20 protein-coding genes are annotated in these 24,388 nt (G+C 50.3%); 14 read left to right on the top strand and 6 right to left on the bottom strand.

Annotated features, from left to right (window positions below):
- Positions 1–37: 37 nt before the first annotated feature.
- Positions 38–487: a RidA family protein gene (locus tag EKK48_06150; protein RTL44829.1), complete on the bottom strand. Its 450-nt coding sequence runs from the start codon at positions 485–487 to the stop codon at positions 38–40.
- 151 nt (positions 488–638) lie between these two features.
- Positions 639–1,328: a hypothetical protein gene (locus tag EKK48_06145; GenBank protein ID RTL44828.1), complete on the bottom strand. Its 690-nt coding sequence runs from the start codon at positions 1,326–1,328 to the stop codon at positions 639–641.
- A gap of 539 nt (positions 1,329–1,867) precedes the next feature.
- On the opposite strand from EKK48_06145, the gene EKK48_06140 reads away from it, so the two are divergent.
- The 11 genes from EKK48_06140 (at position 1,868) to EKK48_06090 (ending at position 15,526) form a co-directional block, all read left to right on the top strand.
- Positions 1,868–2,488 carry a hypothetical protein gene (locus tag EKK48_06140; GenBank protein RTL44827.1) on the top strand — a complete coding sequence of 207 codons (621 nt, stop codon included), beginning with the start codon at positions 1,868–1,870 and terminating at the stop codon, positions 2,486–2,488.
- A gap of 86 nt (positions 2,489–2,574) precedes the next feature.
- Positions 2,575–3,483, top strand: a complete 909-nt coding sequence (locus EKK48_06135; GenBank protein ID RTL44826.1) for a hypothetical protein — start codon at positions 2,575–2,577, stop codon at positions 3,481–3,483.
- 71 nt (positions 3,484–3,554) lie between these two features.
- Positions 3,555–4,226: a response regulator transcription factor gene (locus tag EKK48_06130; protein RTL44825.1), complete on the top strand. Its 672-nt coding sequence runs from the start codon at positions 3,555–3,557 to the stop codon at positions 4,224–4,226.
- A complete protein-coding gene (locus EKK48_06125) occupies positions 4,198–5,481 on the top strand; it encodes a hypothetical protein (GenBank protein RTL44824.1) in 1,284 nt (427 codons plus the stop codon). The genes EKK48_06130 and EKK48_06125 overlap by 29 nt, the downstream gene beginning before the upstream one ends.
- Before the next feature lie 277 nt (positions 5,482–5,758).
- Positions 5,759–7,582, top strand: a complete 1,824-nt coding sequence (locus EKK48_06120; GenBank protein ID RTL44823.1) for a TolC family protein — start codon at positions 5,759–5,761, stop codon at positions 7,580–7,582.
- Between the two features lie 3 nt (positions 7,583–7,585).
- A complete protein-coding gene (locus tag EKK48_06115) occupies positions 7,586–10,897 on the top strand; it encodes an efflux RND transporter permease subunit (GenBank protein RTL44822.1) in 3,312 nt (1,103 codons plus the stop codon).
- The gene (locus tag EKK48_06110; GenBank protein ID RTL44821.1) at positions 10,743–12,245 is read left to right on the top strand and encodes an efflux RND transporter periplasmic adaptor subunit; all 1,503 of its coding nucleotides are present in this window, start codon (positions 10,743–10,745) and stop codon (positions 12,243–12,245) included. The genes EKK48_06115 and EKK48_06110 overlap by 155 nt, the downstream gene beginning before the upstream one ends.
- Positions 12,242–12,745: a hypothetical protein gene (locus EKK48_06105; GenBank protein RTL44820.1), complete on the top strand. Its 504-nt coding sequence runs from the start codon at positions 12,242–12,244 to the stop codon at positions 12,743–12,745. The genes EKK48_06110 and EKK48_06105 overlap by 4 nt, the downstream gene beginning before the upstream one ends.
- A 210-nt stretch (positions 12,746–12,955) precedes the next feature.
- Complete coding sequence (locus tag EKK48_06100) at positions 12,956–14,026, top strand: hypothetical protein (GenBank protein ID RTL44819.1); 1,071 nt, start codon at positions 12,956–12,958, stop codon at positions 14,024–14,026.
- Complete coding sequence (locus EKK48_06095; GenBank protein ID RTL44818.1) at positions 14,023–14,715, top strand: kynurenine formamidase; 693 nt, start codon at positions 14,023–14,025, stop codon at positions 14,713–14,715. Before EKK48_06100 ends, EKK48_06095 begins: the two co-directional genes overlap by 4 nt.
- Positions 14,716–14,737: 22 nt before the next feature.
- Positions 14,738–15,526, top strand: coding sequence for a BtpA/SgcQ family protein (locus EKK48_06090; GenBank protein ID RTL44817.1), 789 nt, complete (start codon positions 14,738–14,740; stop codon positions 15,524–15,526).
- Between the two features lie 17 nt (positions 15,527–15,543).
- Here the strand turns inward: EKK48_06090 and EKK48_06085 are convergent, their stop codons facing one another.
- The 3 genes from EKK48_06085 to EKK48_06075 form a co-directional block, all read right to left on the bottom strand.
- Positions 15,544–17,172, bottom strand: a complete 1,629-nt coding sequence (locus tag EKK48_06085; protein ID RTL44816.1) for a serine/threonine protein kinase — start codon at positions 17,170–17,172, stop codon at positions 15,544–15,546.
- A 115-nt stretch (positions 17,173–17,287) separates the two neighbouring features.
- The gene (gene recF, locus EKK48_06080; protein ID RTL44815.1) at positions 17,288–18,523 is read right to left on the bottom strand and encodes a DNA replication/repair protein RecF; all 1,236 of its coding nucleotides are present in this window, start codon (positions 18,521–18,523) and stop codon (positions 17,288–17,290) included.
- A gap of 19 nt (positions 18,524–18,542) precedes the next feature.
- Positions 18,543–19,592, bottom strand: a complete 1,050-nt coding sequence (locus EKK48_06075) for a bifunctional riboflavin kinase/FAD synthetase (GenBank protein RTL44814.1) — start codon at positions 19,590–19,592, stop codon at positions 18,543–18,545.
- 238 nt (positions 19,593–19,830) lie between these two features.
- On the opposite strand from EKK48_06075, the gene gyrB reads away from it, so the two are divergent.
- From gyrB to EKK48_06060, 3 genes are all read left to right on the top strand, one after another.
- Positions 19,831–21,906 (top strand): DNA topoisomerase (ATP-hydrolyzing) subunit B, encoded by a 2,076-nt coding sequence (gyrB, locus tag EKK48_06070; protein RTL44813.1) that lies wholly within the window; start codon positions 19,831–19,833, stop codon positions 21,904–21,906.
- Positions 21,907–21,914: 8 nt separating this feature from the next.
- Positions 21,915–22,577 (top strand): CDP-alcohol phosphatidyltransferase family protein, encoded by a 663-nt coding sequence (locus EKK48_06065; GenBank protein ID RTL44812.1) that lies wholly within the window; start codon positions 21,915–21,917, stop codon positions 22,575–22,577.
- A gap of 180 nt (positions 22,578–22,757) precedes the next feature.
- Complete coding sequence (locus EKK48_06060; protein ID RTL44811.1) at positions 22,758–23,873, top strand: hypothetical protein; 1,116 nt, start codon at positions 22,758–22,760, stop codon at positions 23,871–23,873.
- On the opposite strand, the gene EKK48_06055 is transcribed toward EKK48_06060, so the two are convergent.
- Entirely contained in the window at positions 23,870–24,364 is a 495-nt protein-coding gene (locus EKK48_06055) for a hypothetical protein (protein RTL44810.1), read from the bottom strand. The genes EKK48_06060 and EKK48_06055 overlap by 4 nt on opposite strands.
- Positions 24,365–24,388: the final 24 nt, after the last annotated feature.

Here is a 24,388-nt window from a genome sequence, read left to right as displayed (position 1 = left end):
TTTGCTCCTATTTTGCTTCAGGTGAGGGTGCTGCTTTCTAGTGAGGCTGCACTGCGATTGCTTTGATTTCAATGAAATTGTTTCCCGGTAGATCCGCCACCGCTACTGTTGTTCGAGCTGGCGGATTCTCAAATGAAAAATACTCTTTGTAGACTGTGTTGTATTTTGCAAAGTCTTTCATATCCTTCAGAAAGACGGTCACATCGACGATATCTGTGATGTCGCATCCGGCTGCTTTGAGCACAACGATCATATTTTCAATCACTGCTCTGGTTTGTACTTCAATTTCGTACGAGAGCACAGTGCCATTTTCAGCAAGCTTAACGCCAGCTTCTTTGCCGGTAGTCGCATCGCGGGCTCCCTGTCCAGCCAGGAAAACAAGCCCGCCGGCTTTGACTGCATGCGAATAAGCTCCAAGCGGGCCTGGTGCTTTGCCTTCTTCGATAATGATTGCAGTGCGACCTGCGCCACGATTGTTTTGGCTCATACGATTCCGCCTCTATATAGTTCGGTAATAGTACCAAAGCGGCTGGCTGCGTAAGTTCTTGGCAGGATGAGCTTTATTGAAATGAAAAGAGGAAGGGCTGTTGTGCAGCCCTTCCTCTTTTTGAGAGTTGAATGGAGGTACCGGGAAAACTTTATGGATTGGTCGACGTCGTGGATGGCGCACTGCCGTTGTTGCCCCCACCCGGGAATCCGGGAGGGAAATCTCCTGGCCCACCGCCGTGCGCACCGGGTAGACCAGCTGCTCCGCCATTTTGCATATTGCGATGGCGATGATGTCCACCAAAACCAGCTCCACCCGGTCCATTTGCTCCAGGACCACCTGCACCCGCATTTGGACCTCCTGGTCCGCCGCCATTCATCTGTGCCTCTCGTTGGGCACGGCGCTCAGCTCGGAATGCTTGCCACTTTGCCTTCTCAGCATCGTCAAGAACTCCGTCGCCATTGGTGTCAAAGCGCTTTAATATCTTTGCTCTGCGTTCAGCCACCTTTGCCGGGTCCATATTTTTGCCTCTGCCGATAGCGTCGACTCCTGAACCGGTTGGTCCGGCTCCAGCACCAATTGACGAGCCAGAAGCGGAGCCGTTTGTGCCTGTTGGGCCTGCTCCGTTGCCGCCAGCTCCGCCCTTCCACCGGTGTCTTCCTCCCGGCCCTCCAGGGACTCCGGCTCCTGGGTTGGCTTGACCGTCGTTGACGCCGTTAACTAGATTTTGCAAGCCTTTATAGTTGCTGTCCGTGGCACTTTGATTTGTGCTCTGTGAGAAGGCCGGAGCGCAATTCACAATCAGGCAAACGCCGCCGACCAAAAGTCTCATCTTATCCATTTAATGTCATCCCCCAGTTCGCAGTCCACATTGAGCTCTGTAACTTTCCCAACCGAAACCTTTTGGCCCGGGAGCAAATTTTGTTCGGCTCTTCCATCTCATACCTGCGCGTATAACTCTTTAACGTCAAAACTCACCAAAAAGTTCAAACGAATTTGCTGATTTAAGGAAAATTCTTTGATTTTTTTGATGGGGTGACTATGCAAATTGCGAAATCCCACTCATCTATTTTGAACTCTTGTGTTTTGAGTTTGTTTGTTTGTTTGTTTGTTTGCACCAAATGTGATGCGTTGTTTGTTTCCGTCTGCTTCACTGTTGTTGGATGTTGTGTGTCATATAAGCTACAACTTTTAGTCGATGCCTGACCGCCCGAAAGTTGAGCAGTGCTTGAACTTCGGTATGCCTTTTATATGGATTTGATGTACCTCTTGTTATTCTCCTTGACGTTAGCCTTCCAGCTGACTTGTGGTCGAAACTTACTAAAGTGCAGAGATAAATGCCAACGGATCGCGCCCCCGAAACACCGCCGGTAGAGCGACATGCCACTACAGGTGCAGCTGCAGACGCTGCTCGCGCTCAGAATGCACCTGGAGCTAGCAACAACGATTACAGGGCTGCCCGCGAACGTTCATCAGCGGGTGACCCAGCGGCAACCCCGCGGGCGCATGTCGATAGTACGGGCATTACCTTCGATGCTCATCCTCCTGCTCCGCCAGCTACCACAAGACAAGGTGAACAACCAGCAGCAAGGGCAGGTGAGCAGCCAGCAGCTAGGGCAGGTGAACAACCGGCAGCAAGGGCAGGTGAACAACCAGCAGCAAGGGCAGGTGAACAACCGGCAGCAAGGGCCGGTGAACAACCAGCAGCAAGGGCAGGTGAACAACCGGCAGCAAGGGCAGGTGAACAACCAGCAGCAAGGGCAGGTGAACAACCGGCAGCAAGGGCAGGTGAACAACCAGCAGCAAGGGCCGGTGAGCAGCCAGCAGCAAGGGCAGGAGGTGAACAACCACAGGCAAGGGCAGGTGAACAACCACCGGCAAGAGCAGGAGAGCAGCCAGCTACAGGGCAAACCGATCAGCATGCTGCGAAGGCAGGAGACCAACAAGCGAGCGCTGCACAACCTGCTCCCGAGCACTGGTATTCCGGCATCGTTGCTGTAGCGGCAGATCTGTATGCCGGCGCGAGAAATGAAGTCGTTAATCATCCAGGGCACGTTGTAGCCAGTGCGGCAATTGGAGTAGCGGCCGTGGCTGCCGTGCCGGTGGTGGCAGCTGGCGCAGCGGCTCTGGGCGTAGGCGCAGCAGCCATTGCAACCGGTTCAGCCCTGGCTGAAGGGGCAATGGGCGCAATTGGTACCCTGTACGCAGGCTATCAGGTCCATGAGCACGGCGGTGCCTTACTGCATGATGCTCAAGTTGTTGCCAATCCTCAGAATTACTCCAGGCAGGAGCAACAGAACGCTCATGCAGGGCTTCAACAAGCCGGTGCAATTGGTGTCGATATTGCGGCTGGAACCTTAGCCGCAGGTGCCGCAATGGCGGTCAGAGGCGCTTTGACGAGTGGAGTGAGAGGTGCCAGTGCGGAGGGAGCGGAGGCTCAAGCAGCCAGAGGTGCAGGCGAAGCAGGCGAGGCTGGAACAGGTACTGGTGTTGCACGTTCCGCTGAGCCAGCGGGACCGCATGCACCACCTGATCATTGGCCGAGCGGTATTGCTGACAGGACTGAACCTCCGGTTCAAGAGGGTTTTGCTCGTTTATATCGTGGAGTGAGGCGTGAAGGTGAGCATTATGAATTTCAGAAACCTCTTTCAGATTCTGAGTGGGACCACTTCGATGCGCTTCGTCGAAGCATGGGCGAGAGGGAGTTTACACCTCAAGAAGATGACACTTTGCGAGCCCTGTTTGTCAGAGCGAGGGCCGACTCAAAGTGGTACACAGACGACATTGCAACAGCTGGCGATTATGCTCAGGAATCCGGAAAAGTCCTTTACGTAGATGTTCCGGTTTCAAGTTTAGGAGCAATGGCAAGGGTCACCGGACTTATCGGCAGGGGTAGAATGTCTGGTGCATTTGAAGTTCCTTACGAAGTTACGACTGGTGCTCGAGAACATGTGCTCTCACCAACGAACATCCATACTCAGGCTCCAACTGGTTAGTTAGACGTCTGTACGAGTATTCCTCAAGTGATGCTGTAGAATTTACTCAGCATCGCAGAAATGGTGGAATAGTGGCTCGTATTCTTGTCGTTGAAGACGAAGTCGAACTGTCTAAAATCATGAGGGAATGGCTCGAGGGCGAGTTTCATGTCGTCAATACAGCCTTCACTGGTGGTGACGCAGTAGCGAAGTTATCGAATGGCACGTACGACTTGATCATTCTCGATTTGATGTTGCCTGAGATTGGAGGAATTGAAGTTTGTCGCCAGTATCGCCAATCAGGCGGCGAGGCGCCAATTCTTATAGTGACTGCAAAGAAATCGCTGTCTTCAAAAGAGGAAGGACTGGATAGTGGTGCTGATGACTACCTGACAAAACCTTTCAAGCTGCGCGAGTTGGCAGCACGGGTAAGAGCTTTGTTGCGGCGTCCAAAAGTTGTTCTGCCGACAATTTTGAGCAGAGGCACCATCGAGCTTGATTTGAATTCGAGGACTGTGACCAGGGCTGGGCAGGAAATTCGACTCGTCGGTAAAGAGTTCGCTTTGTTGGAGTTACTGATGCGTAATGCCGGCAAAGTGGTAACAGTGGACGCGATAATTGATAACCTCTGGAGTGAGACGAGTAGTATCTCAAACGATACAGTTCGATCGCACATCCGTTCACTCCGGCAAAAGCTCGATGGAGAGTCTGATTCGAAGACGATAACGACTCTACATGGAATCGGATATCGCATCGATGAGTAATGACAGATCAAGAGCACGTATCGCACTCTGGTTTATAGGTTTGTCGACTCTCGCCTACATCATCCCAACAATGCTTGGTATTTTTTTCTTTTATGGCACGTTAACAGCCGCTCTCGATCAGGAACTGCGCACTCTCGCTTCGAGTATGGGTCATGCCATCGATCTGTCGAGCGGCCAACCGCGCTTTCGCGATTGGGCGAGAATTGTGCAGACAGAACCGGCTCGTGCTGTCTATGCGATTCAATTGTTCAGTCAGGATGGAAAATTGCTAGAAAGCTATGGCATCAAGGGAAGCCGGAGACTCTCGTTGAAAATTAAGGAGCTCAACGATGCTGGTCAACAGGTGCGTTTGCTTGTAAGCCCTCTGACATTTGGTGGGCAGGTGATTGGTTATCTGCAGCTGGAAGTTTCGACAAAGGATAGGGACAACGCCACCAGATCTTTCATTTGGACAATGTTGACCATTGCGCCTTTCGTCGTTGCTGGACTGGGTTTCTGTGGCTACTATGTCTCTAATAAGGCAACGGTGCCTATCAGGAAGGCGGTAGTCAGTCTGCGTCAATTCCTCGCTGATGCCGGTCACGAGCTGAATACGCCGTTAAGTGTAGTTTCTGCCTATACGGAAACTTTGCAGCATAAATTGAGCAAAAGTGGATTGCATTATGAAGAGCCTGAAATCATAAATAATGCGGCCGAGCGCATGCAGAGAATCATTGATGATTTGTCGATGATTGCCGAGATAGAAACTCTTGAAGCAAAAGAATCAACCTCTATTGATCTGGCAGAAATAGTCAAACAACAGGCGATAGAGTTTGCAATCAAATTTGAAGAGAAAAAGTTGCAGTTCACTTGCGAAATTGCTAACGGTTGTCAGGTGTCTGGCAGTCAAGAAGCTCTTCATGCCTTGATCTCCAATCTTCTGGCAAACGCCCTGCGATACACGAACGAAGGATCTGTTTCGGTCGAATTATTTAAGGATGGTGCTGAGGTCAAGATCATTGTCGAAGACACAGGCATCGGAATTCCTGAAAGTTCGCTTGAGGATATCTTCAAGCGATTCTATCGCGTCGATAAGAGCCGAAGTCGCGCTTCCGGTGGTTCAGGACTGGGTCTTGCCATTGTCAAAGCGATTGCTGAAGCACACCGTGGTACCATCAATGTGATAAGTGTTTTAGGCAAAGGCTCAAAGTTTATTGTCACGTTTCCTGCCTCAGAAATTCTTGTCGAACGTGTCAAAGATCCGGGCAGAGCTTGATTTTGTAATGCTTGGCCACTCGATTTGGGACCGTTTGCCTTGCACGAAACTTGCACACATTCAGAGCCGCATCGTACTAATATAGTCGAAGAGTATGGCTCGCGCATTGGAGTGCAGTATACCTTAGCGACGTTGCCTAAAGTACTCGTTAAGATCCCGGATACTTAATCGCAAACGCAAGAAAGGAGGCGGGCCACTCTCCTTCTTTGTGATCCTCTTCAGTGAATTCGCTGAGCTATAATTCGCCAAGAGTTTGCGTGTAATCTCTGAAATAAAAGTGACTAAACCGGCAGAATTTACGGCTTCCAGCGCATTCTCAGATGTGATTGACTGTCCTATTGGGCCAGGAGAGCGGCGTCTCTCCTGTTATTCACATGACAGTATCCGTAAGACAGTTTTTGCCATTCTTTCTTACACTTCATCACTTGTGCTGGCTTTATTTCCGAATGCGTGCCTGGCAGAAAATTCCGGTCTAACTGGACTTGGTGAACCTGCTGCACCTGGCAGCCTGCGGAACCCTTCTCAAGTTATGCCGAGTGATCATGCCAATGAATCTCTGAATGCTCCTACTGGAACGGTCAACCCGCTTAGTTCGAATGGAGCTGCCGATCTTCGTTTGAAGATGGGTTCCAGTGGCAGTCAGCCTGTCAGCTTGTCACAGCCGGCTGCGCCCCTGTCCGATTCATCGACTCCGTCTCCTCGTAAAGACAAGGCTGAGCCAATCTTTTTAAAACCTCGCATTGAACAGACTGTCATTGATAAACCGTTCACTCTGCGTGGTGCCGTTGAATATGCTCAAAATAATTATCCGAACATTCTCAAGGGCAAATCTCAGATCCGTGCTGCAGAGCGTAATGTCACCGTGCAAAAACTGACGGAATACATGCCAGATTCGCTGTTGCAGTATCAGGAACTGTACGCCAGTCACAACAAGCTGACGCAAGTCTTCTTCGGTAGCCCGGTGTTCCCTGCAATTTCTGGACCGGCAAAGGATACCAGCACACTATCTCCTTATCTGTTCAGTGCTGCCGGTGTAAGCCTTGACTGGGCACCGCTTGATTTCGGTTTGCATAAAGCCCGTATTCAACTAGCGAAACGATTGGCCGCGCAAACAAAGGCAAACTACAACGCGACTGAATTGGATGTGGGTCTGACCACGGCGAATGCATTTTTAGATAGTGTCATTGCTATTCAGCAGGTTAAGGCTGCTGAACAAAACGTTCGCTCCTTTGAGCAATTTAGCAAAATAGTCGAGGCGCAGGTGAATGCTTCTCTTAAACCCGGTGCTGATGAATCGCTGGCCCTGGCTCAATTAGCCAACGCTCGCAACGATCTGGTTCGGGCCGAGATGTCGCGTGATCTTGCTTTTGCAAACCTGGCTAACTCGATGGGTCTGGGCGGCAGGCTTGTCGATATTGATTCCACTGGAATTGCTGATAGAGCCGAGCCCGCGCAAATTCAGCGAACCACCCCGGTCTTCGAAGAAGTGCCGATACTGCAGGCTGCCAACGCTACTGTTCTTTCTGCTATTGCACAGAAAAAGGTCCTTGATAAAGAGTACTACCCGGTATTTCATCTTTTAGGAGGTTTCAACTTCCGCAGTTCGGCTCTCAGTCCGACCATTCCAGGCAAGATGCAGTCAACTAATCTTGCTGGCGCACTGCCTGTGATTCCTAACTATCAACTGGCATTGATCATCAACTGGAACTTCCTCGACATCTTCAGGCTGCACCAGGAGAAAAAGGTACAGCAGGAGCGTATCTACCAGCAGCAACAAGAATCAAATCTGGTTCTGCAAAATCTGCGCACGCAAGATCTACAATCCCGCGCTCGCGTCAAAGCAGCGTTAGCATTGGCTGAGAATATGCCTGTGCAGGTGCACGCTTCGGAAGTAGCCACACAGCAGGCTGAAGCGCGTTACCGCACCGGGCTAGGTTCCGTTGCCCAGGTTGCGCAAGCTAATGAGGTGCTTGCCCAGTCTAGAGTTCAAGATGCAATTGCCAAAGTCGGTGTCTGGAGAGCACTTCTCTCCGTGGCATCTTCGCATGGCGACCTGAGACCACTTCTATCTGAGTCTGATCGTATTCAAAAGGGTCTTTAAATCATGTGGCTGATTCGACTGGCAATGGGACGACCTATCACCATGATGGTTGTGGTGGCAGCCACTGTTTTATTTGCTGTGCTTGCCATCACTCGCATGAAGGTGGATATCTTCCCCACTATCGATTTGCCTCGAGTCACAGTTATTCAGCCTTATGGCGGTATGGACCCTTCTCAGATGGAAGGTTACATGGTCACCTTCTATGAGCAGCACTTCTTCTATATCAGCGGTGTTGATCATGTTTCGTCTCGCTCAATTCAGAGCGCGGCGATCATGGACGTATACTTTCAGCCGGGCGCTGATATGGCTGACGCAATGGCGCAGGTTGTTGCGCAGGTGGAAAGATCCAGAGCCTATATGCCACCAGGCACGGTGACGCCTTTCATCTTGCGTTATGACGTTGGTAGCGTACCGGTTGGTTATTTGGTATTCTCCAGCGAGACAGAGAATCTTGGTCAGATTCAAGACCTGGTCTATTCTCGTATCCGCCCGGTCGTCTCTACTACTCCGGGTGTATCCACGCCCCCACCTTTTGGCGGAAATCAGCGTTCGATTGTCGTCACCATCAATTCCAGGAAATTAGCCGAATACCATCTCAATATCGATGATGTGGTGCGGGCAATTAATGACGGCAATGCGATTATGCCATCAGGTATTGTGCGCACCGGCGATATGCAACGGATGGCTTCCATCAATTCCATTGTGACGGATATCCAGAGCCTGGGAGACATTCCGCTTCAGAATAAGTCAGGTACGCAAAATGTCTTCTTGCGCGATATTGCATCTGTCAAGGACACCACCGATATTCTCACCGGTTACGCCCTGGTAAACGGTCGCCGAACTGTTTATATGGCAATTTCAAAGCAGGCTAGTGCATCAACTCTCGCTGTTGTAAACGGCGTTAAAGAGAAGGTCCCCTACATGCAAGATCTGCTGCCTAAGGACATCAAAGTTTCCTTTGAGTTCGATCAATCCGTATACGTGACGGAGGCTTTGATTGGTCTTCTAATTGAAGGTGGCATCGGTGCGCTTTTGACTGGAGGCGTAGTACTGCTGTTTCTGCGCGATTTCAGAAGCTCGCTTATCGTGGTGCTCAACATTCCATTCGCCTTGCTGGCCGCAGTGGTGGGACTCTGGGCTTCCGGACAAACTATAAATTTGATGACGCTCAGTGGTCTGTCGCTTGCCGTAGGTATTCTGGTAGATGAAGCAACTGTGACAATTGAGAATATTCATAGCCATTTGAGTCTCGGGCGTCCACTGCTACCAGGTATCTACTTTGCCTCTCTGGAAGTTGTGGTGCCTCGATTACTGGCGATGCTATCTGTTGTCTCTGTTTTTACACCATCATTTTTCATGGTCGGCCCGACTAAATCTCTATTTGTGCCGCTCAGCCTGGCGGTTGGATTGGCCATGTTTGCTTCATACCTACTATCCGGAACGTTTGTACCGATCATGTGCGGCTGGCTGCTCAAGAGCCATAAAGTACATGTCGATGAATCTCGTGAAGAACACATTCAAGATTTGATAGAAGAGCGACTTGATGGACATGTCCCGCACCACAAGCATTTTGAACACACGGAAGCTGAGCCTGTCAGCAAGTACCCGAAGCATCATCCTCCCAAGCCTGATCTGATGGAGCGCATCCGCGGACGTTATCAACGAGTGTTGATTCGTTTATTTGGCATTCGTCCGGTTATTCTGATCGTTTTCGTCCTGGCTTGTTTGAGTTCAGTTCTAATTTACCCGACACTGGGCCGCGAAATTTTTCCAGCTGGAAACCCGAAAGGTTTTCAATTGCGCCTGAAAGCACCTGTGGGAACGAGATTCGAGAAGACTGAAGAAATTGCCACCAGCGTATTGAAAACGATTCAAGATGATGTCGGAGCAGACAATGTGGAAGTTTCAATCAGCTACGTTGGCTCGCAACCGCCTTCTTATGCCATCAGCAATGCCTATATGTGGACGAGCGGACCACAGGAAGCAGTTATGCTCGTATCTTTCAAGGATGAGGCGAAAGTACAGATCAAACCACTGGAAGAGCAGCTTCGTAAGCAATTTAAGGCTGATTTCCCGGATTGCGATTTTACCTTCGAAGCTGGTGACATCGTCAATAAAGTTATGAACTTTGGCGCTTCCACTCCGATTCAGGTCGATGTTGATGGACCCAGGTACGGTGAGGTCACCGATTTTGCTCGTAAGGTTCTCGATAAGCTGAAGGACGTCAAAAGTCTGCGTGATGTAGGCATCGTTCAGCCTCTCGATTATCCAACTCTGCAGGTCGATGTCGATCGTGTCAGGGCTGGACAACTGGGAGTCAGTGTCCGTGATGTCGGGCATGCACTGGTTTCGTCGACTTACTCCAGTCGGTTTGTCACGCCGATGTACTGGCGTGATCCGAAAAGTGGTTTGTCTTATCAGGTTCAAGTGCAGGTCCCGCAGGGAGATTTGAACTCTCTTGAAGCCGTTGGTGCCATCCCGATTAAGACAGGCAGCTATGCCGGCCCGTTCATGCGTGATGTAGCAAAGGTTACTTTTGGCACCATGCCTGGTGAATATGACCATTACAACATGCGTCGAACTGTTTCCATTTCAGCCAATCTTGCCAGTGAAGATCTTGGCGGTGCAGCTGAGGATGTGCGCAAGGCGATTGACAGTCTGGGGAAACCACCAAGAGGAGTGAAGGTTCATGTGCGCGGTCAAGTGCCCACGATGGATGAAACATTCGTTGCTTTGAGTCTTGGTATCCTCTTTGCGATCGTGGCAATTTTCTTGCTCCTGGTCTCGTTCTTTCAATCAATGGCTCTTGCATTCATTATTGTGTCTGTGGTTCCAGCCATCCTCTTTGGTGCATTGTTGGCTCTGTTCCTCACCCACACTACGCTCAATGTGCAATCGTTTATGGGGGCGATCATGGCCACGGGTGTCGGCGTGGCTAATAGCATTCTCGTAATAGTGTTCGCGGAAGAGCGCAGAGCGCTCGGCATCTCGGCGAAAACGGCCGCAATCACCGGTGCTGGTGCACGATTGCGACCCGTGATGATGACCAGTATTGCTATGATTGCCGGTATGGTGCCGATGGCGCTCGGAATGAGCGAAGGTGGAGACAGAACCGCGCCGCTCGGGCGAGCTGTAATTGGTGGATTGTTGGTGTCGACAAATGCCGTGCTGCTGGTGCTGCCTCTCGTCTATGCACTGGTTCAGAAAAAAGCATCGCGGAAGACCGTGTCACTTTTACCGGAAGATAACCCAGAGGAGTCGGACGAGAATCACACTCAGCTGGCTAGAGAAGAACAAACTGCAGGAGCGTTTTAGAGTGTATTACTTGAAGAGCGATATTGGCAAAGCTGCTGCGATGACGATCTTGTCATTGACGCTTCTGACTTCATGCGGGGGAAATAGACAACAGGCACCATCAGGCAACTCTAACGCCGAGTCCGTTAAATCCGAAGGCAGTGAAGCCGGCAAGGAACATCATGTGGCTCAGTTACCCACAGTTCCTGTGGTGCCTGTTAAGTCGGAGATGCTCTCACATAAGTTGAATCTGCCTGGTGAGCTTGTTGCTTATCAGAACGTACCTGTGCATGCGAAAGTCGAAGGCTACATAAAGTCCATAACAGTTGATCGCGGCTCTTTTGTCAAAAAAGGTCAACCGATGATTACCATTTTTTGTCCAGAGTTGAACGAAAAAGTTAAAGAAGCGGAAGCAAAATTGTCTGCCGCACAGTCGTCGTATCGGCAGGCTCAAGCAACTCTGGACGCCACGAAGTCGAAACTCGTTGAAGCACAGGCAAGAGCAGATGCGGATCAGTTGACCTTAAGCCGCTTGCAGCAAGCAGCCAAGACTCCGGGGGCGGTCGCACAGAACGAAGTTGATGTACAAGCTAAGGCCTATGAGTCTGATCGTGCTCGCGTCGAATCGGTGAAACAAGAGGTAACCGGCGCGCAAAATCTGGTGCTGGCGGAAAGTCACAATGTGCAGGCGGCTCGTCAGGTTCTCAACTCTGTCCGTGACATGAGAGGTTATTTGACCATTTGTGCCCCTTTCGATGGTGTAGTGACTGAAAGAAATGTTCATAACGGCAGCATTGTTGCTATCGGTACAGGACGTGATGCACCGCCTCTGGTGCGTGTTCAGGAAAAGGATCATCTTCGTCTTGTTGTGGCAGTGCCAGAAGATTCAGTTTCCGGTACTAAGGTTGGCCAGAAAGTGGAGTTTAGCGTGCCTGCCTTCATCGGACGAAATTTTTACGGTACTGTAGCCCGACCGGGCTATGCACTGGATAGCTCGACACGAACAATGCCGGTTGAACTGGACGTGTCCAACTCCAGTGGTGAACTTGAGCCTGGCATGTTTGCGACCGTTCACTGGTTTGTCTCACGACCCTACCAGACACTGTTCGTGCCTTCCTCAGCAGTCGTATCTGACCTCAAAGGCACATTTGTTATTCGGGTAAAGGATAATGTTAGTGAACGAATTGACGTTCAAAAAGGTTTGACTATGGATGAGGAAGTCGAAATTTCTGGAAATCTGCACGCTGGAGATATGGTCGCATTGAAGGCTACTGACGAACTCAAGACAGGTACGCGTTTGATTGCCAAAGCAGCAAGTAAGGAAGAGATCGAGAAAGCTGGAAAGCATAGTGCGGCAGGTGGTGAATGAAGTTCAAGCTAAGTCTGTTGTTGTTTTTGTTTGGTTGGTCAGGCGTTGCCTCTCCTGTTTTCAGTCAAACTGTGGGTAACGGAACTGTGTTTTCTCCTCCGGCTGGTGCTCGCGAAGCATACGGCATCAACGCAACTCAGGAAAGTAACATCAGTTACCCGACGCGTCATTCTCTTGGTGGCAATGGTAGTGGCATCGGCACATCATTCATCGGCACGACTTCGCCTACCTCCGAAAGTTCGCCTGCTACGTCGCGCCCCGCTTTTGTTGCTGATACGACAGTTCAGTTTCATTTACCCAAGCTGGAAAACGGGTTCACCGGAGGAACAACAAATCCAGCCTTGCAATCTTTCAATCCTGCTATGCCGAGCCTATCTGGCGCGGGACGGACCACATCTCCCTGGGCCGACCCACTGATTAAGCCTAATACTTTTCAACCGCTGGAAGAATTGCCGTCGTTCAGTAAGAAGCCATCAGTAACTGATTGGATGCACTTTTGATTGTGTTGGATGTAGTTCTGAACTTGTGTTGGATCTGGTTCTGAACTTGTGTTGGATGAACTAGCTGCAGAACTTGTATTGGATGCACATCTGGCTTTCTATTGCATCCAGCTTTGAACTTGTCTCTTGAATACCTGACTGCAGTGATTATTTATTTCGAACCTGAGCATTTTGCTTTACCGTCAGGCATTTTAACGAGATGATTAATGCATGACAGATCTAAATTCAAGCGTAACCCCGTGGCAGTCTCTCTACACCATTGAGCGAAGCGGAATAACAGAAGTTCAAGTTTACGGCATTATCTCCGTTGTCGAGGGGACAGCAAGCGGCGACACTCGCTCGCTTCTTAGCCATGGAGATGTCAATTACATGTTGTGGAGCCGTTCGCTCCTCAAGCCGTGGCAACTGTTGAGTCACTTTAAGGAAGTGGTCGACAATTACCCTCAACTGAGCGAATCGCATCTCACTTTGATGATGTCGTCGCATAGTGCTGAAGCTGCGCATCTGAAGCTGCTCGATGAGATCATGAAGATAGGTGGCGTGTCCGATCATCTGTTGCGATGTCCTGCTACTTATCCGCTGGCAAATGAAATGCGCATCGCCCTGAAAGTTGAAGGCAAGCCGCCCAGTTCGCTGTATCACAATTGCAGCGGTAAGCACTTTGGTTATTTGTTGGCTTTGAAAGCGACTGGAAAAGATCTGGAAAGTTACGCAGACCCCACCGGTGAGCACTTTCAGCCACTGAAGGAATTGCTTTCGGATATGACCCATCGACCGCTCGATGATTTTAATTTTGCCACCACTGATGGTTGCCAGCTTCCCAATTTTGCATTGACACCTAAAGAGATGGCCGCCGCTTATCTCAAGTTGGCGTGTGGTTATGATTCCTCCAATCAGCGTGTTTTGCAACTGTCCGAATTGGGAGAGTTGATGCGGGGCCATCCGCAGGTGATTGGCGGGGTGGAGCGATTCGATTCGCGGTTGATGTCGGGGCTGTTCGCCAATGTCGATGAAGTGCCGCTCGTCGCTAAAGAAGGTGCAGACGGATTACTCGGCATCGGAATCGCTCCGAACAAAAAATATCCTCATGGACTCGGCATATTGGTGAAGCTGTCGTCCGGTAACGAAACGCGCCATATGCAGGCACTGGTGAAGGAGCTGTTCCGCCAGCTTGATTTGCTCAAGCACAAGCGAGACAAAGCCCACATCGGACCGCCCGTGCGCAAAGACCACATCAAATCCAACTTCGATTTTGAGATTTCAGTATCGTCACCGGTATGAGTGGTGTAAGCATGCATCAAATTTACGACTTGCTCTCCAAACCCTTTCGTATCGTTGATATCTCACAGCCGATTAAAAGTGACACTGCCTGCTTTCCTGGTGATACACCCTTTAGCCGTGAAGTGACAGTTTCCTATGAACAAAGCAATGTGATCAATTTAACGGCTTTGAAAATGAGCCCGCACGTCGGCACTCACGTCGATGCGCCGGTCCACGTGCGTGGTTCCATGACTGGTGAGCAAGAGACTGCCGGCACGATGCCTCTCGACGCCTTCATTGGTCCGGCCGAGGTCATTGATATCGCACCTTTCGTTGGCGCGATCAAACCAGAACACGTCGAGAAACATTTGAAGACTGAAGCTGTACGATTGCTGATTCGCACCAGTCACCAATTGCGGTACCATGTGTTCGAGGAAAGTTATTCGTTTCTTTCTACTGAGCTGGTCGAATGGCTGGCTAAGCGGGGTACAAGACTGGTAGGTCTCGATAGCCCTTCAGTTGATCACATCGAGTCCAAGACACTCTGTGCTCATCACAGCCTGCTTGCTAAAGACATTTACTGGCTGGAAAATTTGGATTTGACCGCTGCGGCATGCGGCGAATATTTTCTTGTGGCAGCGCCGCTGAAGTTTATGGAATTGGAGGCATCGCCTGTTCGCGCTTTACTGCTGGATTGGTCCGTTAACTAGAAAGGCTTGAGAGGTTCAATAAATGTTTGGAAGAAAGTGCTCAGTGATAGGCGTAGTGCATTTGCCACCACTTCCTGGCTCTGCCGCATACGGTGGAAGTATGGAAGCTGTGTTAGGAACCGCTCTTTCCGATGCAATGGCATATAAAGACGGTGGTGTCGATGCATTGATTATCGAAAACATGCATGATGTTCCATATTTGAGAGGGCGCGTAGAACCTGAGACCACGGCAGCTATGTCGGTGGTGGCTCATGCCATTAAATATGAGACTGTATTACCGATAGGAATTCAGATATTGGCTGGTGCCAACCTGGAAGCACTGGGTGTAGCAGTGGCTGCAGGACTGGACTTTCTGCGTGTGGAAGGTTTCGTATTTGCTCATGTCGGCGACGAGGGAGTGCATCAGTCATGTGCTGCTGAATTGATACGCCGCCGTGCGGTTCTAAAGGCAGAGCACATCAAAATCTTCGCTGACATTAAGAAGAAACATTCTTCGCATGCCATTACAGCTGATATCAATCTAGTCGAGACGGCCAGACATGCAGAGTTCTTCAAAGCCGATGGAGTGATAGTGACTGGACCTGCCACTGCCCATGCTCCGGAAGAAGAGGAAGTGAGCAGCGTGCGGGCTGGAGTGGCCACTCATGTTTTAGTCGGTTCGGGAGTTGACACGACTAATATCAAAAAGCTTGCTAAACATGCAGATGCGCTTATTGTCGGCAGCTCGCTCAAATATGACGGACTCTGGACCAATGAAGTAGATCAGTCTCGCGTAGAGCGATTGATTGATGCGCTTGCAGCGGCGGTTTAAAAAACTTCAGTAGACAATTAATGATCGTAACTGTGGCGCAAGCTCGCCCACGGGTCACTCTTGGTGGCCGGGCGACTCTCAGTCGAAGCGGCGATGGCCCGAGCTTTCTTATGTTTCTTTGGTTTATCCGATGATGCTGATTGCATCATGTCAACGATATTGGTGGTGCTGTATGCTCTTCGATGTCCTGGTGTCGCGGGCGATACCGCAACATCAGTCGAACCGTCATCTGTTTCTGTTTTGCCACCACGCTTCGCCTGGTGCGACTTGAGTGCCGTCTCAGCCGGGTTGGGTGACTTTTGCGCAGTCGGATCTGCGGGCTGTGCAGGTGGTGTCACGGCAGTCGTGGGACCAGTTGTTGAAGCCGAATTTCTCGGCGCTGTACCATCAGGAGTTGTTTGTGCTGCATTGTTGGGTGTTTGTCCGGCGACTGCATTTGGTGTCGTCTGGGTGGAAGCTGTGCCGGCGCCGGGAGTGACTGATTGCTGTAAAGCTGGTGGATTCTGAGTGTTTGTTGTTTTTCGCAGCTGAAGTACACCCAGACCGCCTGCGACAACGACAGCCAGAACTACTGCCCAAACTTTCATCGAAGTGTTTTTAAGCGCTTCCGCTATCAGTTCACCGGGAGTTCTGCTATCGCCGGGCGCTGATCTTAATACCTGACTCCTTCCCGGTCGCGGAATGGCGTTCTCCAGTTCGATGCGCAATTCATCCATAGTCTGATGGCGATCGTTTGGATCTTTGGCCAGTGCTTTGAATACGACCTGTTCCAGTCGTTCCGGGATGTACAGGTCGGGACGGGCTTGAGCAAATGTTGGTGGCATCTCGCTGATGTGCTTAGACATGGTATCGACCATGGTTTTTCCGAGAATTGGCAACTTCCCGGTCAGCGTTTCGTAGATGACGATACCCATCGAATAGATATCCGAGCGCTGGTCGAGCTCACCGCCCGTGCACTGCTCTGGGCTCATGTAGACCGGACTGCCACAGACTTCGCCGGCCTGCGTCAACCTCTGCCCGTCGGGGGTAGAGTTCATCAATTTAGCCACACCGAAGTCGACTACTTTGACAAAATCCTTTTCTTCGTCGTAATTGATCAGTACGAAGTTTGTCGGTTTAACGTCTCTGTGGATGACACCCATCTTGTGCGCGTGGTCCAGCGCGTCACAAGCTTGAGAGAGAATTTTGATGCTTCGCTCTACACCTACTTGACCTTCTTCTTTGATTATGTCGGCCAGTGAGGTGCCTTGCAGATAGTCCATGACGATAAACGGTTGACCACTTGGGCTGATGCCGAAGTCGTAAACCGTAATAACATTCGGGTGGCTGATTCTGCTTGCCGATTGCGACTCTTGCTGGAATCGCTTTACGCTCATTGAATCTGAAATCAACTGAGCCTGCAACATCTTAATGGCGACGATGCGATCCATGAGGGCGTGGCGTGCCTTATAGACTACGCCCATGCCACCGTGACCGATCACTTCCTGAATCTCGTAATTGCCGGCCAGAGTCGTGCCCAGGAGAGGATCCTGGACAACATTGACGAGCAGAGTGCCGTCATGTGGGCAGGCTGCGACTATACCCGTGAACTGCCGATTGCATTCCAGGCATACTTTGTCATTCATCGGTTTGATTTCGGCGGACACAGTTCTCCGTAGGTCCTTTATCGGGCGTTGCCACGCAGTCACTCAGGGGCGAGCATTAACCATGTACCCACGTATCATAGCGGACTAACCCACATCCTGCCGCCAGGGGTATGGACTAAGTGAGCTGGATGCTCGCTGCTTCGCTGGTTGGCTCGATAGAGCCTTCTTTGACTGCCAGAAAATGTGCCCCCGCTACCCATTCTGGCTTGAACCCGGTCACGTGAGTCGTGGTAATTAAAGTCTGCGTTTCTGTCTGAACCTGTGACATCAGCAAACCTTGCCTGTTCAAGTCGAGTTCAGCCAGTACATCATCCAGCAGTAAAATCGGAGGCTCGCACAAATTTTCCTGCACCCGTTCGAGCTCGGCCAGTTTGCAAGCGAGCACCAGGCTGCGTTGTTGACCCTGACTGGCGAATTCAACTGCATCTGCTCCATTCAAGGCGAATTTGATATCGTCACGATGGGGACCGCACAATGTCTGTTTCCGTGCTATTTCTTCGTAGCGCCGTTCCTTCATTAGTCTGATCAGCGTCTGCACCAGTTCAGCCTCAGGTTGATCGATAATGTCTTTTGCGGCAACTCCCCGAGGCTGCTCGGCTGTGTTTCCATCTTCTGTGTCACGTGATTCTTGGGCGCGGAATACATACTCTGCTGTTAACAGCTCACGCTTACCCGAGATATGTTGTTGGTGCCTTTCGGCCTTTGGCAGTAATTCGTTGAGCAGATAAAGTCTCTGTTTGATGATTGCGGCGCCGATTCTTGCCGTTTGTTCGTCCCATACTTTCAGTTGGTTCTGGTCCTCGACGCTGGCTTTCCCTTTTTCGAAAATTTGCTTGAGCAGCCGATTTCGCTGAGCTACACTCTTGCCGTATTTGGAGAGTGTTTCCTGGTAAGTCGGGCGCAGAGTGATGAGAATGTCATCGATCCAATCGCGACGAAATTTAGGACCACCCCGGAGCAAATTCAGATCCGAACTTTTAAAACTGACCATCACCAGTCGGCCACGTAAAGACCTGGCTGAGCCGATAGTCAGACCATTGATTTTTATCTGGCGCTCGACGCCTTTGGTTCTGGGTTTGTCACTGCGAGCCAGGGCAAATGATGCTGTTACTTCGGCACCGTTGCTTTCAAAAACAACCTCGATGCGGGCACTGTCAGCTTCTGCTTTGATCAAGTCGGCATCTTGTTGCGCGCGGGTTGAGCGCCCTAACGCAATAATTTCGATAGCTTCCAGAAAGTTGGTTTTACCTTGAGCATTTTCGCCTATGAGAACGTTTCTGCCGTCCTGCAGGTCAACGGAGGCGTAATCGTAATTTCTGAAGTTTGTCAGAGTGACTTTTTTGACTCGCACGTTAACCCGCTAAAACTCGCTATGCAGGCAATTTGTCTTTGGTCATCCCGTCGTTTGACTGGTTGAGCAAGGCCCGAGCGATATTGCAATCGGCAGCGATCTGGGCGCGCAAAGCATCCACCCCATCGAACTTTTGCTCACTGCGTAAGTGGGCGTTGAAGTCAACTTGAATGGTCGAGTTATACAGATTCTCGTCGAAATCCAGTATGTGTACTTCAACAAGAAGCGCTGCTCCGCCTGATTCGCTTACACCCGGCTGAGGTTTGAAGGTCGGTCTGAAGCCGACATTTATTACAGACGGCAATTTGCGTCCGTCTGCCAGTCGTGCCACTCCAGCATAGACACCGCGTCCAGGCACAAGTTGATATTCGTTGATTGCCATATTGGCTGTTGGAAAGCCTAACTTCCGTCCTCTTCCTTCACCTCTGACGACTTCACCAATCAGTGCGTATGGACGAGACAAGACCCGGGTAGCCTCTTCGACTTTGCAACCGGAGACAAGTTCTCTGATGCGTGAGCTCGAGCAATCTTCGCCATCGATCAGCACCATCGGGGCGGCAAAAACACAGAAGTCCAGTTGTTTTCCCATTGTCCCGAGCAATGATGCGTCGCCTTCTCGGTCTTTGCCGAAGTGATGGTTATAGCCGACCGATATCGATTTGGCACCCATCGAGCCGACCAATATGTTTTCGACATACTCCCTGGGGCTCAGGCGGCAGAGATCTTCTGTGAACGATAGAACTAGCGTTGCCTCTACACCGAGACGCTCAAAGAGCTCCAGGCGTTGCTCTATCATCGTCAAAAGGAGAGGCGCAGCACCTCTTGTCAGAGAGCGCGGGTGATCTTTGAAGGTGACGACGCCGGCTGTGACGCCGAGACGTTTAGCTTCTTCAACGGCCTTTCCAATGACAACTTGATGTCCATGATGCACACCATCGAAGAATCCGAGCGCTATCGCTGATTTCTTCAAGAGACCTGGTGTGGCTTCGTAAAAGGTTTCCACGGCAATTCCCTGTTGGCTGATAACGCTTAGACCGGGCTTCGCGCCACAGTATTTTAGCCCAGAGATGAAAAGACTGCTAAGACTAAGCTGTTTTCATCTGAAAATATTGCGGAAAGCCGCCAGTGAACAGCGCGGAGGGGGGATTTTTACATGCCCTTCGTGCTAAAATTGAAGTTGTGGGAATTATTGTCCCTTGAGGGCAAGAGCCTTATCCTGTCCGTCTTTTACGCTTCTGCGAGTTTCTAAGTTCCTGGTTCATTTGAGCTATCGAACTACGGAAACCATTTACATTTGGGTGTCATAAATGCCGAACAAACAAGATTCATCAGCAGGTACTTCAATAGTGACTGAAGATAATTCAGAAAAAGAAGAAAAAGAGAACAAACCATCCACGGCGACGGGTACCGATGCCGCTGACTACAGTGCCGATACCATCTCTGTGCTGGAGGGGCTCGAAGCAGTTCGCAAGCGTCCTGGCATGTACATCGGAAGCACTGGACCGCGCGGACTACATCACCTTGTCTGGGAAATTGTCGACAACTCTGTAGATGAAGCGCTGGCTGGATTTTGTAAAGTCATTGATGTAACCATCAATGAAGATAACTCTGTTACCGTCCAGGACGACGGTCGGGGTATTCCAACCGGTATTGTTGAAAAAACTGGTAAGAGCGGTGTGGAAACTGTTTTCACAGTCTTGCACGCGGGCGCCAAATTTGGCGGCGGCGGTTACAAAGTCTCAGGCGGTTTGCACGGGGTCGGTGCCTCTGTTGTGAATGCTCTTTCCGAGCGTCTGGAGGCGGAAATCCATCGCGATGGACAGGCCTACAAGCAGGCCTACAATCGGGGCGAGCCTGATGGTGGATTGCAAACTCTAGGACCCTCCGATCGACGCGGTACGAAAGTTACTTTCTGGCCTGACGATCAGATCTTTCATGACGTCAACGAAGACAATGAACTCGTCAAGATCGTGATGGATTGGGATGTTGTCATTACGCGTTTGCGAGAAATGGCCTTCCTCAATAAAGGTCTGAAAATCACTGTTACAGATAAGCGTGGTGAGAATCTGCATCAGGAATTTCACTACGAGGGTGGAATTGCAAGCTACGTTGAGTACATCAACGACACTCGTGATGTATTGCACAAGCCGCCCATTTATTTCGAGCAAGAGCAGAACAATGTCGTTGTCGAGTGTGCAATGCAGTGGACAGAGACGTTTACTGAGTCGATCTACACTTTCGTCAACAACATCAAAACCGGTGATGGTGGCACTCACTTGACTGGTTTCAGAAATGCCTTGACGAGAATTATCAACGATTACGCTCGTAAGCAGAATCTGATCAAGGAAAATGATGCCAACTTCACAGGCGAAGATGTGCGTGAAGGTTTGACTGCAATTATCAGCGTCAAAGTTTCAGAGCCTCAGTTCGAAGGTCAGACTAAAGAGCGTCTGGGAAACCGCGAAGTGCAGGGTATTACCCAGTCGGTGGTTTCTGAGCGTCTGGCCGATTGGTTGGAATTGAATCCCAATCCAGCCAAAAAGATTATTCAGAAAGCTTTGCAGGCAAGATTAGCTCGTGAAGCTGCGCAGAACGCCAAGAAGGCAATTCGACGTCAGTCTGCCCTGGAGAACTCTTCTCTGCCTGGCAAGCTCTCAGATTGCTCCGATCGTGATCCTTCCAATTGCGAAATTTATCTGGTAGAAGGTGACTCCGCCGGTGGTAGCGCTAAGACAGGAAGGAACCGTCACTTCCAGGCTATTTTGCCTTTGCGCGGCAAAATCTTGAACGTGGAAAGAGTACAGCCCGGTCGCATCTATGAAAACACTGAAATTCAGGCGATGATTCAAGCGCTCGGTCTGGTCGTCAAAGAAGATGATGAAGAGGGCGGCAAAACTGCAGGTTTGCTCAGACCAAATGCCGAAAATCTAGATCTGAGTAAGCTGCGCTATCACAAAATCATCATCATGACAGACGCAGATGTTGACGGCAGCCATATTCGCACTCTACTGCTGACGTTCTTCTTCCGCTATGCCCGTCCGTTGGTCAACAACGGTTATGTCTACATTGCACAACCGCCGCTGTTCAAAGTAACTAAAGGTAAGCGCGTCGAATACTGCTACAACGAGCATAAACTCGAGGCTGTATTGGCCGAGATGGGAGAGAAAGCCGAGATTCAGCGATTCAAAGGTCTCGGTGAGATGCAGGCGGAACAGTTGTGGGATACAACAATGAATCCTGAAACCAGAACACTTCGACAAGTGACTGTCGCTGATGCTTCTGAAGCAGATCACGTCGTAGACTTGCTTATGGGTGAAGCTGTTCAACCGCGCAAAGACTTCATTATGAATCACGCGCACGAAGTGCAGCATTTAGACGTTTAGGCTCGCTTGTGATCAATGTAGCAAATGTACTCACGGTAGCAAGAGTCGTACTGGCTCTGGGCACCGTGAGTTTGCTATTCATGCCTGGCGAACAGGTGCGATGGACTGCATTTGTCCTCACGATTTTCGTCATTTGGGCTGACGGGCTGGATGGATACTTTGCTAGAAAACTCAAGCAAACGTCAAAATTGGGCGGTGTTCTGGATATCGCCGGTGACAGAGCTGTTGAACTGGTCTACTGGATTGTTTTTTCCGTGCTCGGTTGGATTCCCGTGTGGATACCAATTCTGTTCGTTGTGCGCGGCACTTTTGTCGATGCGATGCGCAGTCATGCCGCCGAAGACGGGTTCACAGCATTCGGCGTCAACACTATGATGCAAAGCAAGGTGGGCAAGTTTTTAGTTGCCTCGAACTTCAGCCGCTTCAGTTACGCCATTGCCAAAGCTGTTGCCTTCTGTCTCATGATAGCGGCGCACACCGAAGCGGGAAGCGTGACAATGGTGCCCGCGATTGCTAGCTTCTGCGTTTATTTTTCTGCCGCTTTCTGTGTTGTTCGGGGCTTACCCGTTTTTTTTGAAGGCGACAATATTTTCATCTTCAAGCCAAAAGTTGATGATCCAAAAGTTGCGACCGCAGATTCAAAGTCAGAATCGTCCGAATCAATTAAGTAGTTCTTGTCATAGTTGCTCTGACAGAATCTGCTCACCTCCCGGGCCCAACTTATGCTGCCAAGAATGGGCATATTACGTAGCGCTGTTCTAATTCGGTAACCTTTCGGTAACGTTGCATTGGCACTCTAAAACGTGAAGGGTGGGAAACCCACCTCTGTTTCGGCTGATAGGGGAAGTGCAATGTCTCTAGGAACACAGAAGGCTCTTGATGCTAACGCCGCAAAGCAGCCAGATCATCCGGCTCCTCAGGCTCAACCCAAATGGGATGTGAGTCATCGTGAGGTTTTGAATCAAATCAAGCATGATCGCGCCCCAGTTCACCCTGATGTAAGACCGACTGTTGTTCAGGCACAACAGCCGCATCGTGAACCACACCGAGAAATTCCGCATCCTCAGCCACAGCAACAGAACCATCAACGCCCAGCGCTGCCAGGGCTAGTTTCGCAGGCAAACGCAGCACCGCGCAATGACGCTTCGCATCCCGTGCCGCCCGTCAACCAGAACACTCGGCCGCAGTGGAATCCATCACACCCACGTCCGGAGGTGGTGGCTCATCCCCCGCAAGTCGTCCAAAACACGGCTGCTGTCGGCAACCATCAAATTGCCCAGCAATACAGGGGTAATCAAAATCAACACCCCATTGAAGTAAACCGGACAATTATCAATAACAACCAACGTTACGAGTACGGAAACAGCGGTCAGCACAATAACACCAACAACAATTTGAAATATCTATACGGCGGTCTTGCCGGTGGTGCTCTACTGGGTGGTGCGGGCACTTATTATGCCAACCGCGACTACGGTTATGGATACAACAATACCGACAGCTATCGTAACTGGAACACTTATAACCAGTACAACCAATACAATAACTATGATCAATGGTCACTTAACAATACGTACAATCGATATGGATTGAATCAGTACGATCAGTACGCGTGGAATCAGTCCGATCAGTATCGCTATCCTAACGCCATATATGAGAGCACTTATGCTGATAGTTACGATCCTCTGTTGAACGGCACTTACGGTAATTCGGACTATCTCTACGGTAGTACTTATAACAATAACGATTATCTTTATGGTGGCACTACATACGGTGCAACTCGGTTTGACGATGGATACAACTCGCCGATCTATGAAACAACGATCGCTGACTCATACAGACCTGTATACAGGGATGCAAATCCAGCAGACGCAATTCCACGATTGTTCTCAAACTTGATCGGTGGTGTGCTTGGAACAATCACCAGGAGCCAGCATCACAGGCAGTATTACGATCGTTTCGACTGCTAGTAAGGCACTAGAACGACAAGAGTTTCGTCTTTAGAGCTGGCTAAATCTGTCTTCAAATCTTCATACATCTGGTAAAACTCATCCAGACCGGCGTCAACGTATGTGTCAACATACTCCAGTCCAAGCGGTTCAAAAAACTCGCTGATGGTCGGTTCAAAAGTCGGCTCCTGCCGTGGATCGACTTTTTCCATCTTTTCTTTCAATTCTGTCTGGGTTTGATAATCTATCACCCAGTGCACGTATTCGCAGTCCGCGACAAACTCTATGCCCGTTCGAGAACCGAACCCGGGTAACTTAAACCTTTTTGTCATCCAGGCGCTTAAACCTGACAAGATCCAGGAGTCTGTTGTGCCCCCCCAAACTCTGACCAGACCTTCTTCGCTGCGCATCCTTTCGAACAGACCTGCAACATCGTCAGGTGAGTTCCAGTCAAAATTGCGTAACTCTTGGAAAGAAGCTGGGCTGGCAAAAAAGGCGATGTAGTCTGACATTGGTTTCTTCTGAAAGGAAGTCCA

The sequence above is a fragment of the Candidatus Melainabacteria bacterium genome (assembly GCA_003963305.1).
GTDB lineage: Bacteria > Cyanobacteriota > Vampirovibrionia > Obscuribacterales > Obscuribacteraceae > PALSA-1081.
The sequence above is the reverse complement of the archived record's forward strand: the minus strand, read 5'-3'. Positions and strand labels throughout refer to the sequence as shown.

What these genes read in the sequence shown, in the direction of transcription:
- EKK48_06150 (RTL44829.1), bottom strand. Translation starts at nt 487, where the DNA reads ATGAGCCAAAACAATCGTGGCGCAGGTCGCACTGCAATCATTATCGAA.
- EKK48_06145 (RTL44828.1), bottom strand. Translation starts at nt 1,328, where the DNA reads ATGGATAAGATGAGACTTTTGGTCGGCGGCGTTTGCCTGATTGTGAAT.
- EKK48_06140 (RTL44827.1), top strand. Translation starts at nt 1,868, where the DNA reads ATGCCACTACAGGTGCAGCTGCAGACGCTGCTCGCGCTCAGAATGCAC.
- EKK48_06125 (RTL44824.1), top strand. Translation starts at nt 4,198, where the DNA reads ATGGAATCGGATATCGCATCGATGAGTAATGACAGATCAAGAGCACGT.
- EKK48_06115 (RTL44822.1), top strand. Translation starts at nt 7,586, where the DNA reads ATGTGGCTGATTCGACTGGCAATGGGACGACCTATCACCATGATGGTT.
- EKK48_06110 (RTL44821.1), top strand. Translation starts at nt 10,743, where the DNA reads ATGCCGTGCTGCTGGTGCTGCCTCTCGTCTATGCACTGGTTCAGAAAA.
- EKK48_06105 (RTL44820.1), top strand. Translation starts at nt 12,242, where the DNA reads ATGAAGTTCAAGCTAAGTCTGTTGTTGTTTTTGTTTGGTTGGTCAGGC.
- EKK48_06100 (RTL44819.1), top strand. Translation starts at nt 12,956, where the DNA reads ATGACAGATCTAAATTCAAGCGTAACCCCGTGGCAGTCTCTCTACACC.
- EKK48_06095 (RTL44818.1), top strand. Translation starts at nt 14,023, where the DNA reads ATGAGTGGTGTAAGCATGCATCAAATTTACGACTTGCTCTCCAAACCC.
- EKK48_06090 (RTL44817.1), top strand. Translation starts at nt 14,738, where the DNA reads ATGTTTGGAAGAAAGTGCTCAGTGATAGGCGTAGTGCATTTGCCACCA.
- gyrB (RTL44813.1), top strand. Translation starts at nt 19,831, where the DNA reads ATGCCGAACAAACAAGATTCATCAGCAGGTACTTCAATAGTGACTGAA.
- EKK48_06060 (RTL44811.1), top strand. Translation starts at nt 22,758, where the DNA reads ATGTCTCTAGGAACACAGAAGGCTCTTGATGCTAACGCCGCAAAGCAG.
- EKK48_06055 (RTL44810.1), bottom strand. Translation starts at nt 24,364, where the DNA reads ATGTCAGACTACATCGCCTTTTTTGCCAGCCCAGCTTCTTTCCAAGAG.